18 protein-coding genes are annotated in these 17411 nt (G+C 66.3%); 11 read left to right on the plus strand and 7 right to left on the minus strand.

The window, feature by feature from the left end; all coding sequences use genetic code 11:
• The first annotated feature begins 42 nt into the window (after window positions 1-42).
• Window positions 43-1068 carry a PAS domain-containing protein gene (locus AC5Y2L_RS27845; protein ID WP_499935434.1) on the plus strand — a complete coding sequence of 342 codons (1026 nt, stop codon included), beginning with the start codon at window positions 43-45 and terminating at the stop codon, window positions 1066-1068.
• Window positions 1069-1088: 20 nt separating this feature from the next.
• Here the strand turns inward: AC5Y2L_RS27845 and AC5Y2L_RS27850 are convergent, their stop codons facing one another.
• Genes AC5Y2L_RS27850 through AC5Y2L_RS27875 form a run of 6 tightly spaced genes read right to left on the minus strand, consistent with a single transcriptional unit; the run spans window position 1089 to window position 3555 of the window.
• Window positions 1089-1370, minus strand: coding sequence for an Rv3654c family TadE-like protein (locus AC5Y2L_RS27850; RefSeq protein ID WP_499935435.1), 282 nt, complete (start codon window positions 1368-1370; stop codon window positions 1089-1091).
• Between the two features lie 43 nt (window positions 1371-1413).
• On the minus strand, window positions 1414-1716 hold the full coding sequence (locus AC5Y2L_RS27855; protein ID WP_499935437.1) for a TadE family type IV pilus minor pilin: 303 nt from the start codon (window positions 1714-1716) through the stop codon (window positions 1414-1416).
• A gap of 23 nt (window positions 1717-1739) precedes the next feature.
• A complete protein-coding gene (locus tag AC5Y2L_RS27860) occupies window positions 1740-1931 on the minus strand; it encodes a DUF4244 domain-containing protein (RefSeq protein WP_499935475.1) in 192 nt (63 codons plus the stop codon).
• Between the two features lie 45 nt (window positions 1932-1976).
• Complete coding sequence (locus AC5Y2L_RS27865; RefSeq protein ID WP_499935439.1) at window positions 1977-2576, minus strand: type II secretion system F family protein; 600 nt, start codon at window positions 2574-2576, stop codon at window positions 1977-1979.
• The gene (locus tag AC5Y2L_RS27870; RefSeq protein WP_499935440.1) at window positions 2573-3385 is read right to left on the minus strand and encodes a type II secretion system F family protein; all 813 of its coding nucleotides are present in this window, start codon (window positions 3383-3385) and stop codon (window positions 2573-2575) included. The genes AC5Y2L_RS27865 and AC5Y2L_RS27870 overlap by 4 nt, the downstream gene beginning before the upstream one ends.
• The gene (locus tag AC5Y2L_RS27875; protein ID WP_499945631.1) at window positions 3382-3555 is read right to left on the minus strand and encodes a hypothetical protein; all 174 of its coding nucleotides are present in this window, start codon (window positions 3553-3555) and stop codon (window positions 3382-3384) included. Before AC5Y2L_RS27875 ends, AC5Y2L_RS27870 begins: the two co-directional genes overlap by 4 nt.
• Window positions 3556-4154: 599 nt before the next feature.
• Here AC5Y2L_RS27875 and AC5Y2L_RS27880 point away from each other — a divergent pair.
• From AC5Y2L_RS27880 to AC5Y2L_RS27895, 4 genes are all read left to right on the plus strand, one after another.
• Window positions 4155-4763, plus strand: a complete 609-nt coding sequence (locus AC5Y2L_RS27880; RefSeq protein WP_040546644.1) for a TetR family transcriptional regulator — start codon at window positions 4155-4157, stop codon at window positions 4761-4763.
• A 94-nt stretch (window positions 4764-4857) separates the two neighbouring features.
• Window positions 4858-5286, plus strand: a complete 429-nt coding sequence (locus AC5Y2L_RS27885) for a DUF6188 family protein (protein ID WP_040546811.1) — start codon at window positions 4858-4860, stop codon at window positions 5284-5286.
• A gap of 45 nt (window positions 5287-5331) precedes the next feature.
• Window positions 5332-6000: a TetR/AcrR family transcriptional regulator gene (locus AC5Y2L_RS27890; protein WP_499939914.1), complete on the plus strand. Its 669-nt coding sequence runs from the start codon at window positions 5332-5334 to the stop codon at window positions 5998-6000.
• A 161-nt stretch (window positions 6001-6161) separates the two neighbouring features.
• Window positions 6162-9224 (plus strand): MMPL/RND family transporter, encoded by a 3063-nt coding sequence (locus AC5Y2L_RS27895; protein WP_499939913.1) that lies wholly within the window; start codon window positions 6162-6164, stop codon window positions 9222-9224.
• Between the two features lie 120 nt (window positions 9225-9344).
• Here the strand turns inward: AC5Y2L_RS27895 and AC5Y2L_RS27900 are convergent, their stop codons facing one another.
• Window positions 9345-9635 (minus strand): hypothetical protein, encoded by a 291-nt coding sequence (locus AC5Y2L_RS27900; RefSeq protein WP_003925196.1) that lies wholly within the window; start codon window positions 9633-9635, stop codon window positions 9345-9347.
• A gap of 620 nt (window positions 9636-10255) precedes the next feature.
• Between AC5Y2L_RS27900 and AC5Y2L_RS27905 the strand changes: the two genes are divergently transcribed.
• Genes AC5Y2L_RS27905 through AC5Y2L_RS27930 form a run of 6 tightly spaced genes read left to right on the plus strand, consistent with a single transcriptional unit; the run spans window position 10256 to window position 17201 of the window.
• Complete coding sequence (locus AC5Y2L_RS27905) at window positions 10256-10999, plus strand: hypothetical protein (protein ID WP_085241237.1); 744 nt, start codon at window positions 10256-10258, stop codon at window positions 10997-10999.
• A gap of 49 nt (window positions 11000-11048) precedes the next feature.
• Window positions 11049-12281, plus strand: coding sequence for an ImmA/IrrE family metallo-endopeptidase (locus tag AC5Y2L_RS27910; RefSeq protein WP_499939911.1), 1233 nt, complete (start codon window positions 11049-11051; stop codon window positions 12279-12281).
• 28 nt (window positions 12282-12309) lie between these two features.
• Window positions 12310-13518 carry a tyrosine-type recombinase/integrase gene (locus tag AC5Y2L_RS27915; protein WP_499939910.1) on the plus strand — a complete coding sequence of 403 codons (1209 nt, stop codon included), beginning with the start codon at window positions 12310-12312 and terminating at the stop codon, window positions 13516-13518.
• On the plus strand, window positions 13502-15748 hold the full coding sequence (locus AC5Y2L_RS27920) for a tyrosine-type recombinase/integrase (protein WP_234784895.1): 2247 nt from the start codon (window positions 13502-13504) through the stop codon (window positions 15746-15748). The genes AC5Y2L_RS27915 and AC5Y2L_RS27920 overlap by 17 nt, the downstream gene beginning before the upstream one ends.
• Complete coding sequence (locus AC5Y2L_RS27925; protein WP_085241171.1) at window positions 15745-16182, plus strand: DUF6262 family protein; 438 nt, start codon at window positions 15745-15747, stop codon at window positions 16180-16182. The genes AC5Y2L_RS27920 and AC5Y2L_RS27925 overlap by 4 nt, the downstream gene beginning before the upstream one ends.
• Window positions 16179-17201, plus strand: coding sequence for a PDDEXK family nuclease (locus tag AC5Y2L_RS27930; protein ID WP_085241169.1), 1023 nt, complete (start codon window positions 16179-16181; stop codon window positions 17199-17201). The genes AC5Y2L_RS27925 and AC5Y2L_RS27930 overlap by 4 nt, the downstream gene beginning before the upstream one ends.
• Window positions 17202-17411: the final 210 nt, after the last annotated feature.

The following is a 17411-nucleotide window of genomic DNA, read 5'->3' on the forward strand; positions in this document are numbered from 1 at the left end:
ACCTGGCCCCGCCGCGCTCGGTCGGCCCGTAAACTTGCCGACATGGCCCACGACTGGTTGCTCGTGGAGACGCTGGGCGACGAACCTGCCGTGGTAGCGCAGGGGCGTCAACCAAAGAATCTCGTTCCGATCACCACGTTCCTGCGGCGAAGCCCATACCTCTCCGCGGTCCGCACGGCGATCGCCGAGTCCGTGCAAACCGGCCAGAGCCTGACCAGCATCACCCCCAAGAGCGACCGCGTCATTCGCACCGAACCAGTCGTGATGTCCGACGGCCGCATGCACGGCGTGCACGTTTGGAGCGGACCGGCCGGCACCGACCCGCCGGAGCGGCCGGTCCCAGGCCCACTCAAGTGGGATCTGACGCTGGGCATGGCCACCGATACGCCGGAGTCGCTGGAGAACAGCGGTAAGAATCCCGCGGTCGAGGCTACCCATTGCCGGGCCTTCGCGGAGGATCTGCCGTCGCGCGATCTCAACCCCAACGAAAGCAAGGTTCTCGCGTTGGCCATCAAAGCCGAACCGGGTCAAACACTCTGCAGCAGCTGGGATGTCATCGATTGGCAGGGTCAGCCGATCCGGGTGGGATTCGTGGCGCGTACTGCCGTGGAGCCGGGCCCAGACGGTCGCGATCACTTGATCTCGCGTGGCATGAACTGGCGTGGCGAACTCGAGGGTGGGCCGATGCCGGTCGATCGGCTGGCGCAGCAGATCCTGAACGGATTAGCGCAGCCCGGGGTACACCGAGCGTTGGTCGACCTCAACAACTGGACGCTGCTGAAGTGGCTCGACGACCCGTGCCCCTTCTATGACTGGCGCGGCAGCGACCCCCACCGGCCGCGGGTGCATCCCGACGACGAACAGCTGAAGTCGTCGATGACGTCGGAATTCGCCGGCGGAGCCACATCTCGCGTGCTACGCCTACCCGGCGACCGTGGCGAGTGGGTGCCGGTGCATGTCACCGTCAACCGGGTGGAGCTCGAACCCGGTACGTTCGCCGGCCTGGTGTCGCTGCGGCGGCCCACCGACGAAGAACTCGCCGACGCGAATCTGACCGACGACAGCTGACGACGCGGCCACCGACTGGGTTAGTGGGCAACCGGCCCGGCCCGCGCGGCGGCTTGCGCGACACCGGTGAAGGCGACAGCCACCCGGACCGTGATCACGACGTCGAGGCCGTCCACCCGGCATTCGGCGCCGTCGATGCCCATCCCCCGGGCCACTGCCGTCGCCCGGGCGCAGGCCGCCGCGACGCCGGACGGTAGCCGCGCCGCCGCCGCTAGCGCGGCCAGGTCGGCCGCCGCCTGGGCTCGGTGGCGGGCCACCACAACCGAACCCAGGTATGCACCGGCGCCGGTAACGAACAGCACAACGGCGACCATTGCCGCCGCGAGCACGGTGGCCGAGCCGCGATCATCCCACCGGTTCGGCCGCCGAGACAGCCTTGGCCGCAATGTCCAACGCAGGCAACAGCTTTGAGTGCGCAACCACGGTGGCGACCAGGAAGTCGCCGTCGCGGTGTACGCGGACCTGGGCACCGCCCGGCGCGATGCGTCGCGCCGCGGCGATCCCCGCGCCTTCGTCGCCGCGCGCCGACAATCGGGCCGCTTCGCGGGCCGCATCCACACAGCGAACCTGCATCGAGAGCGCAGTAACCCCAGCCAGGCAAACCACCAGCACCACGACCAACGAGGCGACGCCCAATGCCGCCTCCACCGTGCTTGCGCCGGCACTGGAAGCTAGACCTTGGTGTTGAGGGCTCGACCGATGATGTTGGTCAGCGCCGACACGATGGAGTGACCGGTTACGACGGAGTAGAGGATCGCGCCGAAGGCCGCGGCGGCGATGGTGCCGATGGCGTACTCGACGGTGGACATCCCTGACTCGTCGGTGGCAAGCAGCGTCATGCGCGCCATGAATACCCGAAACATGTTGGTTCCCAATGCTTTCTCCTTTTGGTCGTTCTTTACTCATGCTCACAGCAGTCCTGATTGCAGAAGATCGCCCGCCAGCCCGGCGACCACCGGGACGATGCCCAGGCATACGAACGCCGGCAGAAAGCACAGCCCCAGGGGTCCGGCGATCAGCACCCCGGCGCGCTCGGCGGCGGCGGCGGCCGCGTGTGTGGCGTCAGTTCGGCACTGATCGGCCAGTTCTGCGACACCGTCCGCCAACGCCGAGCCCGAAGCTGCCGAACGTCGGGCCAACCGCAGCAGTGCGTCGGTCTGTGCGTCCACCGCGTCGGCCGGCAGATCCGGCGGCGATGACCACGCCACGGCCGGGTCCGCGCCCAGCGCCAGCAGATCGGCAGCCCGCCGCAGTACCAGGGCCAGCTTGGGCGGCGCGGACGGCGCGGTAGCCGCCGCGGCGGCCGACACCGCCATTCCGGCCGTCAGGCACACGGCCAGCACGTCGAGGCTGGATGCAACCGCCAGGGGGTCCGCCCCGCGCGCGGCGCGGTTCCACAGGCCTTGCCGGGTAGGTCCGCGCGTCGGCATCCTGGCTCGTGCTCGCAGCGTCGACTGGCCGGCGCCGGTCCACAATGCCAGGGCCAGCAGCACCGCCGCGGTAGTCACGTCTCAGCTCCGGCTCGCGCTGTGATCCGGTCCGACCACACGAGCCCGACGCAGGCCAGCGTGGTTCCGGCTACCAGCAGCCAGCCGCCCGCGTGGCCACTCAACAAGAAGCTCAGCGGGCGGGCCCCGATCAAATGGCCGAGCAGCACCCCGAGCACTGGCAGGCCCGCCAAGATGGCGGCAGTGGCGCGCGCCCCGGCCATCCCCGATGCCACCCGCGCCGCGAATCGTTGCCGTTCGGCGATGTCCCGCTGTGCCGCGCGCATCAGGGTCGCGATGGCCAAGCCATGATCGCTAGCCAGCCGCCAACACACGGCGAGTCGTTCCCAATGCGTGGGCAGCGCCGAGGAGCCGGCCGCGCTGCGCAGACCCGACGCGACGTCGGCGCCCAACCTGGCGCGTGCCGCGACCGCCCGCAACGACGCGGCAACCGGGCCGCGCGTTTCACCTGCCGCGACATCGAACGCGTGCACCGGATGTGAACCCACGCGAAGCTCGCCAACCAGCACGTCCAGCGCGGTTTCCAAGGTTCGGCCCTCGTCGGTGGCCCGGCGGGTTCGACCGCGACGACGGTGTCGCAAGGCGATGGTGGCACCCAGCACAGTGCCGGCAAGCACGGTCGTCGACGGCAGCAAGGCGGCGGCGGCAACGGCGGAGCAACCCGCGGCGATACAGCCCGCCCACCGCACGTGCGCCCACCTGAGGTGCCGACCACCAGGCGCCGATAACGCGAGTCGGCGCCGTGGGGACGACGAAAGCACCACGACCGCAAGCGACAACAGCACCGCCGCTATCAGTTGGCCGTTCATGACGTCATTCGGCTTTGCAGCAAGCGCCGCAGCTCACCCACGGCCTCGGTGACGCCCTGGTCGACATGCCAGGCGGTGACGGCACGAACCCGCCCGTCGACGGCGCGCAGCAAGGCGATCTCGACGAGCCGACGCCGGCCGCTTCGATCCCGGGCGACATGCAATAGCACCTGGCATGGTTATCTGTAAGGAGAGCGGCAGTTTGCTGAATATGGGCTGGTCAAGATGAGTTATACATGTGGTGATCGAACTGCTTGATGGCCCGCCAGGTGCACATGTGTAGGTCGCGGCTGGGCGCGGAGGGTTCTGGATTCCGTGGCGGCGCCGATCATGTCGGCGACGGCTGGGCATGCTAGCGGCGCTTCCGAGTGTCGTGATCACTGCGCGACCGCGAGTGGAGATGCAGATCTCGTAGATGCCGCAGTCGGTACCGGAATCGCCTAATCGACCATTTCTAACTGCTTCGCCAAAGCGGACATTCTGGCGTTTCTGCTTGCAGTGCCCCCAAGATGTCGCCTGCCAACGAGATGTCCTCCGATCGCGTCCGCGCGCGGTTCCCCGAAAACTAGTACTACTGGTAGCGCACCGCTACTAGTAGTAGCGTGATTGGTGTAGATAGCTGGCACTCAAGGGGGAGCACGGGCCATGTCGGCAGAAGATCCGCCGGTCGACGCCATCGCCGGGGCGCCATTGACTGGTGCCGGTGAGATGTTTGGCGATACCCGCATCACTGGTGGGCTGGATGGCTCAACTTCTATGTGGCGCCGTCATGAACCCGACAGCCTTCGCTGACTTGCGGTCTGCCGCCACGCCGATGCGGGGGCGTCGCGCCCTGATCCTGGATGCAGTTGTGGCGATTGGGTCGCGGGGCGGCTATGACGCGGTTCAGATGAGGGAGGTCGCCGAGCGGGCTGACATCGCCATCGGAACGCTCTACCGCTACTTCCCATCCAAGGTGCATCTGTTGGTATCGGCGCTGGGACGTGAGTTCGAACGCTTCGACACCAGCTACGACTGGGCGGCGAGCGGCGCTACGGCGCAGCAGCGGCTGCGCCGGTTGATCGACCGCGTCAACGAGGAATGGCAGCGCAATCCCGGGTTGACGGAAGCGATGACGCGAGCGTTCGTGTTCGCTGACGCCAGTGCGGCCGCGGAGGTTGATCATGCCGCCAACGTCTTCGAAGGCATGCTGGCACGCGCCATGAGCGGCGGTGAGCCCACCGAGGAGCAGCATGCTATCGCGACAGTTATCTGCGATGTTTGGCTGTCAAATCTGACCGCCTGGCTGAGCCGGCGGGTGTCGACGGCCGAGGTCGGTCGGCGACTGGACCACGCGATGCGCCTGCTGATCGGTGACGATGAGCACTCGAAAATCTGAATCGAAAGGCCGGGATAATGAAACTTGCAGTAGCGTAGCGCTACCAGGAGTAGTCTTTGGAGTGAGGACCTGACGTCGCGTCGAAGGGACGATGATGTTGAGCCAGTGGATCGAGGGGTGCGCCGTGCAGCGCGTCGCGGTCAAGGATGGCCTCGCCCTTGACCTCGACGAGTACAACGAGCTGGTCATTTGGGGGCCGCTGCGCTTGACTGTGCCTCCGGTGGGTGACTGCCCGCTCGAGGAGGTCGTCATCGATCCGAACGATGTGCCGGTGGCGATGCGTCCGCTGTTGGATTTTTCGGGATCGACGTGCACTCGGGCGCTCTACGACGAGGATGGTCACCTGCATCTGGAGTTTTCCAGTGGTCACCGGATCGACGTCGCGGGTGACGAGCATCGGACGGCGTGGGAGTTGTATGGCAAGTACCACGGTTATATGGCCTGCCTGCCCCGGGGCAGGGTGCGCGTCGTGCGCCACGATATACCCGACGAGTACGACAGCACCGCGGCGGTGGCGAGATAGCGCCACGCTGCAGAGCAGGACTGTTAGGTAGGAGCGTGTCCGCCGATGGCCGCAGTTGACCCCGCCGAACCGTCGGCACGCGGGTCAGATGACGCGGTCGACGATGACGACGTCGACGTCGACGTCGACCCGCGCAAACTTCGTTCACGCGCCCGGCTGCTGGATGCCGCCACGTCGCTGTTGACCAGCGGCGGGGTGGAGGCGGTCACTGTGGACGCGGTGACGCGGTTGTCGAAAGTGGCGCGTACCACGCTGTATCGGCACTTCGAGAGCACCACGCATCTGCTGGCGGAGGCGTTTGAGCGGCTGCTTCCCCAGGTGACCTCGCCGCCGGCCACGGGGGATCTACGTGACCAGCTGATCGAGCTGGTGCATCGGCAGGCTGCCCTGATCGATGAGGCGCCGCTGCATCTGACCGCGTTGGCCTGGTTGGCGCTGGGGCCCGATCCCAACAGCGACGCGCGCCAGCCCCTGGCCGGTCTGAGCGCTCGCGTCATCGAGCAGTACCGGCAACCCTTCGACGAGCTGTTGGCCGGCGCGGCGGCTCGTGATGAACTCGACGACTTCGACACCACGCTGGCCATCATCCAACTACTCGGACCCATCGTGTTCGCCAAACTCACCGGGATGAAAACACTGACACCAGCGGACCGTGTCCGCATCGTCGACGATTTCCTGGTGGCCCACCGACCACCGACGCCAGAAACCGCCTGACGATGCCGGCGCTGCCACCACTACAGGGGCATCGCGTCGGCAACCTCGGGTGCATGCCGTTCCCCACAAAGGGGTACTCATAGTAGCGTTGCGATACCGATAGTCTCTTTTCCATAGTCTCTCTTCCAGGGAGAGGCGCTTCCCTTTCGGGAGTAGATGCGATGACAGACGGCCGACCAGGTTCGACGGCCACGGCGAACGCGCGCCACACGGCACGAACCGGGCAGACCCGGCCGCCGGCCGCCGGGAGGGAATACAGCGGGCGGCTGGCCGCCCTGGGCGGATTCACCGTGCGGCATAAAGTGCTGGTGATCGGGACATGGCTCGCGGTCGCGGTCGTGTTGGCCCTGCTGTTTCCGCAGTTGGAGACGGTGGTGCGGCAGCAATCGGTGGATCTGATCCCGCGCGACGTGCCGTCGTTTCAAACGCTGGACCGGATGAGCGCCGCGTTCGGCGAGCAGGGATCCAAGACCACAGTCTTCGTCGCGATGGAAGACCCCGCCGGGTTGACTCCGGCCGCGCGTGACCGCTACGAGGCGATGGTGTCGCGGCTGCGCGCCGACACCGACCATGTGCTGCTGGTCCAAGACCTGCTAGCCGACCCGGTCACCGCCACCCAAGCGGTCAGCCAGGACGGCAAGGCCTGGTATCTGCCGGTCGGCGTGGCCGGCACCTTAGGTGACCCCACCGCGGCCGAATCCGTGCAAGCGGTGCGCGCCCTCGCCGCCGAGGCCTTCGCCGATTCGAGCACCACGGTGCGGGTGACCGGTCCACCGGCCACTTTCAGCGACCAAATCGGTTCGGCCGAACACGATCTGGTGCTCATCTCGATCGCCACCGCCGGGCTGATCGCGCTGATTCTGCTGATCGTGTACCGGTCGGTGTTCACCGCCCTGCTCCCACTGCTGGTCATCGGTGTGAGCCTGGCCGTCGGGCGCGGTGTGCTCTCCGCGCTCGGGGAGATGGGCATGCCGGTGTCTCAGTTCACCGTGGCGTTCATGACCGCGATCCTGCTCGGCGCGGGCACCGACTACACCGTGTTTCTGATCAGCCGCTACCACGAGCAGCGCCGCGCCCAGGTAGCGCCCGAGCAGGCCGCGATCTACGCGACCGCCAGCATCGGACGGGTCATCTTGGCCTCGGCGGCCACCGTGGCGTTCGCGTTCCTGGCGATGGTGTTCGCGCGGCTCAGCGTGTTCGCCGCTTTAGGCCCCGCGTGCGCGATCGCTGTCCTGTTCGGATTCCTGGCCACCGTCACGCTGCTGCCGCCGGTGCTGGCACTGGCCGCCAAACGCGGCATCGGCGACCCCAAACCCGACCGCACCCGCCGCTACTGGAACAGCGTGGCCGTCGCCGTGGTCCGCCGGCCAGTCACACTGTTGACCATCAGCCTGGCCGTCCTGCTGGCCCTGTCGGCGGTCGCGGTGACCATCAACATCAGCTACGACGACCGCAAAGGCCAACCCGCCGACACCGCCAGCAACCAGGGCTACCAGCTGCTGGACCGCCACTTCCGCAAAGACGTCGTCTTCACCGAATTCCTGGTGGTCGAAAACCCCACCGACATGCGCACCGGCAAAGGGCTGGCCGATCTCGACGAGATGGCCTCACGCGTGGCCCAGATCCCCGGCGTCACCAAGGTCTCAGGGGTCACCCGCCCCACCGGCGAGCGACTCGACCAAGCCGAATTAGCCTGGCAGAACCAACAAATCGGGGACAAGATGGCCGACGCCGTCGCCGACGGCAACGCCCGCAAAGCCGACCTGGCCAAACTGACCAACGGCGCCGACCAACTGGCCGCCGGGTTGGCCCAACTCGACACCACCCTGCGCACCGCCCTGGCCCCGCTGAGCGGAATCTTGAGCCAAGCCCAATCCGCCGGCACACAAATGCAGCAGTTCCGGCCGCTGCTGCAGCAACTTTCGGCCACCGCACCCGCGGTCGACCAGGCCATCCAAGCCGGGCCGGGCCTGCGGCCATGGGCCGACCAAGCCGCCCACGCCATCGCCATCCTCGATCCGCTCGTCGGTGCCCTCAACACCGCTCCGTGGTGTGCCACCACACCCCAATGCGCCCAGATCCGAGACCAGGTCCAGGTCTTGGTGACCCTGCGCAACAGTGGCTTCTTCAACCAAGTCGCCGACCTCGGCGACCGCTACAATCCCGCGACCGGCGCCACGGTTGCCGAAACCCTCGCCGACATCCGAAACGCCGTCACCGCCATGGACAAAGCATTCGGAGCCCTCGGCGATCCCGCCGACCTGGCCGGCAACATCGGCCGACTCCAAGACGGCATCAGCCAACTGGCCTCCGGTGCCCAAGCCCTGGCCACCGGCGTGCACACCCTCGTCGACAGCAACCTTGAAATGCTCTCAGGCATGAGTCAGATCGCCACCCAACTACAAAACTCCGCGCGTGCCAGCGCGGATTCAGATTCCTCCAGCGGCTTTTACCTACCTCCCAACACTTTCGAGAACCGCCAATTCGCCGATGTCGCCAAGCAATTCCTGTCCCCCGACGGCAAGACCGCCCGCTTCGCCATCGAGTCCAGCCACGACCCCTACAGCGTCGACGCGATGAACCTCGCCCACACGATCACTGACGTCGCCGACGCCGCCCGCCCCAACACCTCCCTGGCCCACGCTACGGTGTCAGTGGCCGGATTCCCTGCCGTCAACTCCGACATCGCACGCCTTCTGTGGGCCGACTTCGCCCAACTCGCCATCGCCACCATCGTGATCGTCGGCCTCATCCTGGTGCTGCTGCTGCGTGCCCTGCTGGCCCCGATCTACCTGCTGGGCACCGTCGTGCTCAACTACCTCGCCTCCCTGGGCATCGGCGTCCTGGTCTTCCAATGGGGACTCGGCTACGAAATCGCCTGGCCCGTACCGCTTCTGGCGTTCATCATCCTCGTGGCCGTCGGCGCCGACTACAACATGCTGCTCGTCTCGCGGCTACGGGAGGAATCCGGCACCAACATCCGCGTCGGCGTGCTGCGCACTGTGGCCAACACCGGATCGGTCATCACCTCCGCCGGGGTCATCTTCGCAGCCAGCATGTTCGGCCTCATGTTCGGCTCGATCGCCATCATGATCCAAGCCGGATTCATCGTCGGATGCGGCCTACTGCTGGATACCTTCCTCGTCCGCACCCTCACCGTCCCCGCCATCGCGACACTGCTGCGCGACGCCAGCTGGTGGCCCCAACCCAACCGTGCGCGGTAAACGCCGTGGAGCCCAAGAGGTGCCCGGCGGGCACTGACCCCACCAGCGGTCCACGGCCCGGCCGACGAGCCTCCTTTTTCTGATTTCACGATTCAGCAGTCAGGTCCACCGTTGATGCCCCTAAGGCCATCTACCGTCGGCAATCGGAGATTCGGGGTCGAATCGCAAGATGGCCTCGGCGGGGTTGGTGCCCAGTGCTCGGGCGATCTCGGTCCAGCCGTGGCCGTTGGCGCGGGCGTCGTGGACCAGTTGGGGCAGGCAACGTTCGGCTTGCTGGATGAGGCTGGCGACCAAGGCGAGGCTGCGCAGATCATCTCCTAGCCAGACGCCGCGGCGATCGGCGAGGGCGGCGACGGCGTCGTCGATGAGGTCGAGCGTGTCTTCGCCGGTGCGCGGATCCTGGGTGGTCACCGTCTCACGTTACGTCGGCGGCGGCGGGGGCAGGAGCACGCCGATGTCGCGGTACCGCAACAAGCGTGTCGATGTCATGGTTCCGTGACATCGACGCCGAGAAGGTGCTCAAGCTCCCACCGGACAAGGTCCAGCGCCGCTTGGACCGGCGGGGCCTCAGGGTCTAATCCCGGCATCAGTCAATGCTTGTCTGTCGTCGGGATCCATGCTCGTAGGACGCACTGCTCGCTCGACCGGTTCCAAGGGATCACGCGGGTCTGGTCGATGACGACGGCTCGACAGAATCAGGCGGCCCGATATGGATTCGCCGTGCGGCAACACGCCCAGCGCTTCACCGGCCACACGAGTCACATGGGTCACACTCGTACGCATGTTCGGCAGGCCCGCCCGCCCCTTCCTGCAAGCGCCGACGGGTGATCGGCGGCAGCTCACGCCGACACCGCCACCGACCATTTTCGGCCGCCGAAATGTACTCGAAATTTCGCGAAATCGGTGTGTTTGCACTGCATCCCACGATTTACACATGTATACTTTGGACGTGGTGAATCAGCCGAAATTGACGCCCCGACACGCGTGGAGCCTCCACAGTGTTGTAGGAAAAACCGTGCAGAATTTCTGCCATGGCGGTTCCAAAGGACTTGCTTACCGAGTTGGTCACCCAGCACGGGGTGGCGTGGGCCAAGTTGCTCGGCGAGGTGGAGGTCGCGTTCGACAAGACCTTGGCCGCCTGGGCGCCGGTGTGTCCCGACCCAATGCGGATCCCGGGCGGAACGTTGTGCAGCGACGTGCGAACCCGGGTGCTGCTGATGAACGGCATCGACGCGCGGAGCAGGTTCGACGACCCACCGCGGACACCCCCGAAAGGGGCGTCGTGCGGCCCGGGGTCGACGTTGAAGATGACCTCTGGCCCGAGTTCGTCGGTGCGTCTCGGCGACACCAAGAAGGTGGCCTGGGCGCGGTTGCGCCACCTGACACCGCAGGAGGCCGAGGACATCGGTGCGTTGACCCCACAGCCGATACCAGCCACCCAGCCGGGCAAGCAGATGGCGTTCGACGCCGCCGAGATGGAATCGGAGCCGCAGGTGATGGGCCCGCCGGGCATCGGCGACCAGTACGAGTTCATCGCCTACTGGTGGGAGAGCCCGGGCAGGCTGTCGGTGGCCGGTGCCATCCTGGCGATGGTCGCCGATATCGACACCAAGGACGAGCGGATCGTGGAGTTCGTCGAACTGCCGCCGGCGATCCGGCCCAAGACAGCGGCCGAGATGGCGGCACCCGACGACTCCGACGACGAGGATGTGCGCGACTTCGAGGATCTCTTGCCCCCCGAATCGCCTTCGGAGACTGGGGATTCGGAGGCCTAGACCATGCGATTCTGCCGACTGGCGCTGACCGGGGACGAGGTGGTCGGTGATGACGACAGTCGAGGTGTTCGGCACTCGGGTCCGCCAGGCCCGGGTCCTTCGGCGAATGTCGGGTACCGCCGTCATGGAGCACATGGGCTGGCGGTCGCCGCGGCAAACCCGACTGGAGCAGGCCGAGACAGCGGTGCTCGACACCACCGAGTTCGACCGGCTGGCCGCGTTGTTGCGTTTCCCCCCAGCGTTTTTCACTACCGCCCCGGTGTCACGGGTGAGCACTCGGGATCTGTTGTTCCGGGCGCCGAAGTCCACCACGGCCGCCGAGAAGGAGTACCTGGCGGTGTTCGCCAACGTCATCGGTGATCTTGCCCATCAACTCAACCGGCAGGCCACCCTGCCGGCAGTGCGGCTGGAGCCGCTGCCCGCGGGCATCGATGTGGTCGCTGCAGCCGCGCAGGCCCGCCGCTGGCTGGGCGTGGAGCCTTTGACGCCGATCAAACGGTTGACCTACGAGCTGGAAGCCGCGGGGGTTCCGGTGGTGCTGCGGATGAAGCATTCGCGTTCCACCGGGCTGATCGATTGGGACAACGCCGACGATGAACCGGTTGGCTTGTTGACCGAGAAGCATCTGGGCTGTTCGGCGCGGACCGGCGATTATCGCGACCGCCCCGTTGTCTTGTTGCGTGGCATGGAGTCGTGGGAGCGCACCCGCTGGACGGTTGCCCATGAGATCGGGCATTTGGTGTTGCACCGCTATGGCGATATCAGCGATGAGGAGGAACGGGAAGCCTCGCGGTTTGCCTCCGAGCTGCTCGCGCCCGCCGAGGCGATCGCCGCCGAGATCCCGGACGCCCCGACACTGAATGACTTGATCGAGGTGAAGTTGAAGTGGCGAATCTCCATTGGGGCGTTGATCATTCATCTTCGCGAATCGAAGCTGATCGACGACGCCCGCGCACTGACGCTGCAGCGTCAGCTCTACACCAGGATCAACACCGACACCGGGCACACTTGGGGCAAAACCGAACCGGGCTGGGACACCTACAAGCCCGAGCGGCCGCGGCTGCTGCGGCGGTGGATGGGGGTCTGCTACGCCGGGGCCGATTCGGCCGAAGCCCTGGCCGCCCACAATCTGATCTATCCCACCGATCTGCTCGCCGACATCTTGGCCGGTCAAGGCGATGCACCCGGCCGGTCTCGCACCGAGCACGCCAGGACCGCTGACGTCGGTGCCGGACAGGGCGACATCGTGGTGCCACTGCACCGGGCTCCCCGGCAGGCCTAGCAGAACGCCACGGGTCGGTCAGCACACGATGGCACGCACGCAGCGGATCGCACTGACCGATCGCCCCGACACCTACACCGTGCTGGGCGCCGATCACCTGCCCGTCGACCCGGCTGAGGAGTACCTGCAGTTCCTGCGCGACGACGCGGCCTCCCCGAACACGGTGAAGGCCTATGCCGCCGGGCTGGCGGCCTGGTGGACCCTGCTGGAGTACACCGGCACCGACTGGCGCGAGGTCAGCACCGCGATGTTCGGTCAGTTCCTGGCCTATCTGCGCAGCGGGGATCTGCCCGGCACCGCCCGCATCGGCGCCCCGCCGACATGGTTGGGCCCGGCCAGCACCCAACTGCGGGCCGCAGCGGTTCTGGCCTGCTACCGCTACCACGCCGACGCCCACGGACTGACCGTCCCGTATCGGCGGCTGTTCACCAGCCGCGGCAAACGCGGTCGCTCCCGCTACATTCCGATGCTGGCCGGGGTGGGCCCACCTCGAACCAAGGATCGTCCGGTCTACACGGTGCGCCGCGGTAACCTCGCGGCCACCCCGGTACTGCTGCCCAGCCAAGTCGCCGCCATCCTCGACGGGTGCGCCACCCAGAATGGGCATGTCTGGTCCGGACCCGCGTCCGGCCTGCGTGATCGGCTGCTGTTCGCCACGCTGGCCGAGACCGGGATGCGGCTGGGCGAAGCACTGTCGTTGCGCCACCACGACTTTCACCTCGGCACCGGCGCCACCCCCTACATCGAGGTGGGCACCCGCCAGGACCATCCACGCGGAGCCCGCGGCAAGACACTGCACGGGCGACGGATCTACATCGGCGACGACCTGGAAGCCCTGTATTCGTCCTATGTCTGGCATCTGGTCGACCACGGCGCTGACCTTGCGATGCCGAACCTGGATACCCATTTCGTGTTCGTCAACCTCGTCGCCGGTGAACGGTTCGCCCCGATGCGAGCCGAAACCGTCTACGCCAAAGTCGATTCCCTGACCCGACGGTCCAACGGTGTGCTGCCCGAAGACTGGACACCGCACTGGCTGCGTCACACCCATGCCACCGCGCTGCTGCTTTCCGGGGCACCGCCACACGTGGTGATGCGCCGACTCGGGCATGCCGACATCCAAACCACGTTGTCGACCTACGGCTGGGTCACCGAAGACGCCGAAATGCGCACCGTGGCCCAGTGGCGCAACTACGTGGCCGGATGGAAAGGCCTGCACCATGACGACACCCCCTGAGCCACCACGCCCAACCGCGAGCGATGCGGGGCCATTGGTGGCTGGGCTCGGCTCGTGGGAGGCCCAGTGGGCGCAGGTTCCCGCCGCGTGGCGCCGTCCCGTCTACCCGATCTATGCGGCCCCTTACGACGAAGTCTTCCTGCGCAACCAGTTCTATCTGCGCGCCAACCGCGCCACCGCCGCACACGATTTCACCCCGGCGGCCCCATCGCGGTTCGCCGAGGAGATCGCCTGGTGGGTGTGGTTGTGCTGGGATCAGCAGCTGCGCCGGATCGAGCCCTCCTTGCTGGCCTGGCTGGTGCGGACCCTGCCGGGCGCGGTCGCCGAACACAGCGCCCGCACGGGTCACCCACCGGTCAGCATCGCCGATCTGGATCCCACCGAGCTGATCCGCCAGGCCGCCCTGGCGTTCCAGCGACGCAACAACCGGCTACCGTCAGCGGGGTCGCGGCGCAACATCCGCCATCTCATCGAGCATCTGCACCTGGCCGTAGCGGTGCGCTGCACCGACGCCCCGTGGTGGAGCCACGACATCTGGGATCTTCGCGCCGACCCCCGCATCCCGCAACGCCCGCACGAACCTCACCACGACCAAGCGGTGCGGCTGCGCGGCATCGAACCGGTGTGGCTGCGAGAAGGGCTGCGGTTCTGGCTGCGCAGCGCCCTGACTTATGACTTGCTCACCTGGTCTTCAGTCGTCTCGCGCGCACGCAACATCGGCTCGCAGCTGGGCCGCTTCGCGCGCGACCGGGGGTATTTGCACGACCCGCTGATCAGCACCGACCCCGACGAGCTGCGGGAAGCGTTTCTGGGCTACCTCGAGTACCTGCGATCACCGCAGGCCGCAACACAATCCGAGCGGCTGACCCCCTACACCGTGGCCAGCTTGCAAAGCGAAACCCAGTCGTTCTACACGTTCATGCACGACCACGCCGCCGAGGCCGCTGCCGGCACCGGCAATCTCCGCTGGCGCGAGGCCACGCTGACCCACACTGCGTTGTGGTCACCGATCCACGCGCCCCGACGCCAGCGCAGCGAACGCGACCTGACCTGGTATTCCACCGCCGACCTGCAACGCATGCTCACCTACCTCGACGTGTTGGCCGCCGACCGCAAGCAGAAGGTCGTCATGACCCGGCCCGACGGCACACTGACCGTCCTGCCCGGGCTCGGTGACCCCCAGGCCGCCCGCATCTGGCTGCTGCAAGCCCTGACCGGCCGGCGGGCCTCGGAAATCCTGATGCTCGACTACGACCCGCTCGAAGCCATCCCCGGCCGCGACCGCCCCACCGACGCCGCCGAACCTGACAGCGGGGCGTTCGTCGCGCGGCTGCGGTATCAACAAACCAAAGTCGACGGCGTCATACCGACCATCCTGGTCGAGCAGGCCATCGTCGACATCATCACCGAGCAACAGGCCTGGCTGAAATCCAAATACCCTGCGCTGCAACCGAAATACTTGTTCCTCGGCATCAAGAATCAGCACCGCGGGCAACGGCCACGGTCCTACACCACCTACCGGGCGATGCTCGACAAGCTCGACCAATGCCACGACCTCACCGATAGCGCCGGGCGCCCGCTGAGATTCACCCAAACACACCGGCTGCGCCACACCCGGGCCACCGAACTGCTCAACGACGGTGTGCCGTTTCACGTCGTGCAGCGTTACCTCGGCCACAAGAGCCCTGAAATGACCGCCCGGTATGCCGCCACCCTGGCGGCCACCGCTGAGGCGGAATTCCTCAAACACAAGAAGATTGGGGCACACGGCGCCGACATCGACATCACCCCACACGACATCTATGAAATGACCCAACTCGCGAAGCGCACCGACCGTGTGCTGCCCAACGGGGTCTGCTTGCTGCCGCCGCTGAAATCCTGCGACAAGGGCAACGCCTGTCTATCCTGCGGGCACTTCGCTACCGACGCCACCCACCTGGCCGAACTGCGGCAGCAGCTCGCCTCCACTCAAACCCTCATCGCGCAGCGTCAAGACCAATACCGGCAACGCTCCGGTCGCGAACTCGGCGAGGACAACATCTGGATCATCGAACGCCGCCGCGAAATCGCCTCCCTCCAGGCGATCATCGACCGGCTCACCACAGAGGAAGCCGGTTCGGTGGCCGGCGCCGGCGCCGCCAAGCGACTGCCGCTGCTGCAGATCCAAACCCGCGGCGCGCACCAATCCGCACTCGACAAAGCCCGCCGCCGCCGCACCGGAGAACCGTGACCCCACCGCGATCGACCGAAGGCCTGCTGGACAGCACCAAACGGCGCAAGGCTGCGACCCGCGCCAAGGTCCGAAAAGCGCTGCGCGAGATGAAGAAAAAAGGGCGCACCATCAACATCAACGCTGTCGCCAACTACGCCAAGGTCGCGCGCAAGACCATCTACAACCACCCAGACTTGCGCGACGAGATCCGCGCGGCAGCCACTGCGCCGAGGCCACGGCCGACCACCCCACCCGGCGACGAGGCCAACGGCGAGACCAGCATCACCGCCGCACTGCGCGACCAACTCCGCAGCCAGAAAACCCGCTACGAAACCGACATCGCCACACTCAAATCCCAGGTCAAGCAACTGCAACAAGAATTGGCCACCGCACACGGAGAACTGCACCGACTCCGCAATGCCGGCGGCCGTCCACAACGAGGAACGTCATGAAGTTCAAACGGCGAAACGCCGCCGACCTCGCCGACTTGATCTGCGGAAACGTCGGCTCCGACGATCCAGGCTTCGGCGAGAAGCCCAAGTACTTCCCCTACCGGTCAAGCAGCTACATCACCGAGTTCTTCGCCGACCTCGACACCGACTGGGTGCATGGCGGCTCGACTCGACAGTGGTGGGTCGCCGACGTCATCGAATCCATCCTTAACGAACCCCACGACGGGCCACACCAACCTCCGCAGACCTTCTGCCGTCTCATCGACCAACTGATGGACCCGCGCGAGGCGCTCAACGAAGGCGCCGACCGTCCCCGCGCACTGGCGCAACTCAACGACGTGCTCACCCGAGAAGGATTCGAAGCGTTCTACGCCGAAGACCGTCACTGCTATCTACGCCACCTCGGCAGCGACACCGTCACCATGCTGCAAGCCAATCCCCACCGACCACTCACCCCCGCCGAAAACCAAAGGCGCACCGACTTATCCGCATACCTCGACACCTGCAGCGAAGATGCCCTCATCGAACACGTCCTCCTGCCACTCTTCCGGCAACTCGGCTTTCACCGCATCACCGCCGCAGGCCACAAAGACAAGGCACTCGAGTACGGCAAGGACATCTGGATGCGCTACACCCTGCCCACCCAGCACCGCCTCTACTTCGGAATTCATGTCAAGAAGGGCAAACTCGACGCCTCCGGAGTCACCAAGACCGGCAACGCCAATATCGCCGAAATTCACAACCAGGCACTGATGATGCTGGCCCACGAGATCTTCGACCCTGAACACAACAAACGGGTTCTCGTCGACCACGCCTTCATCGTCGCGGGCGGCGAAATCACCAAAGCGGCACGCAACTGGATCGGTAACGCCCTCGACGCCTCCAAACGGAGCCAAATCATGTTCATCGACCGCAACGACATCTTGAACCTTTATGTCGTGACAAACCTCCCGCTACCCGACGCTGCCGTGGCGCCCTCCGGTCCGTGGACCACAGATACCGACGAACCGCCCTTCTAGGCGAACAGCCAACGCAGCGTCAAGGAGCTACTCGCCACCCCGGCGGCCCTCGGAGACTACTCACCGTCAATGCGCATGCGATACAGCAAGCCGCGACAGGTAACCACGAAGGGAACACCGTTACAGATAAGACTGACACCGACGAGATGCTCGGCATTCCAAATCCACGTGGGTACCTGTCTTACACATCCCAATCGACGTTACAGATAA

The sequence above is a fragment of the Mycobacterium sp. NGS66 genome (genome assembly GCF_059812225.1).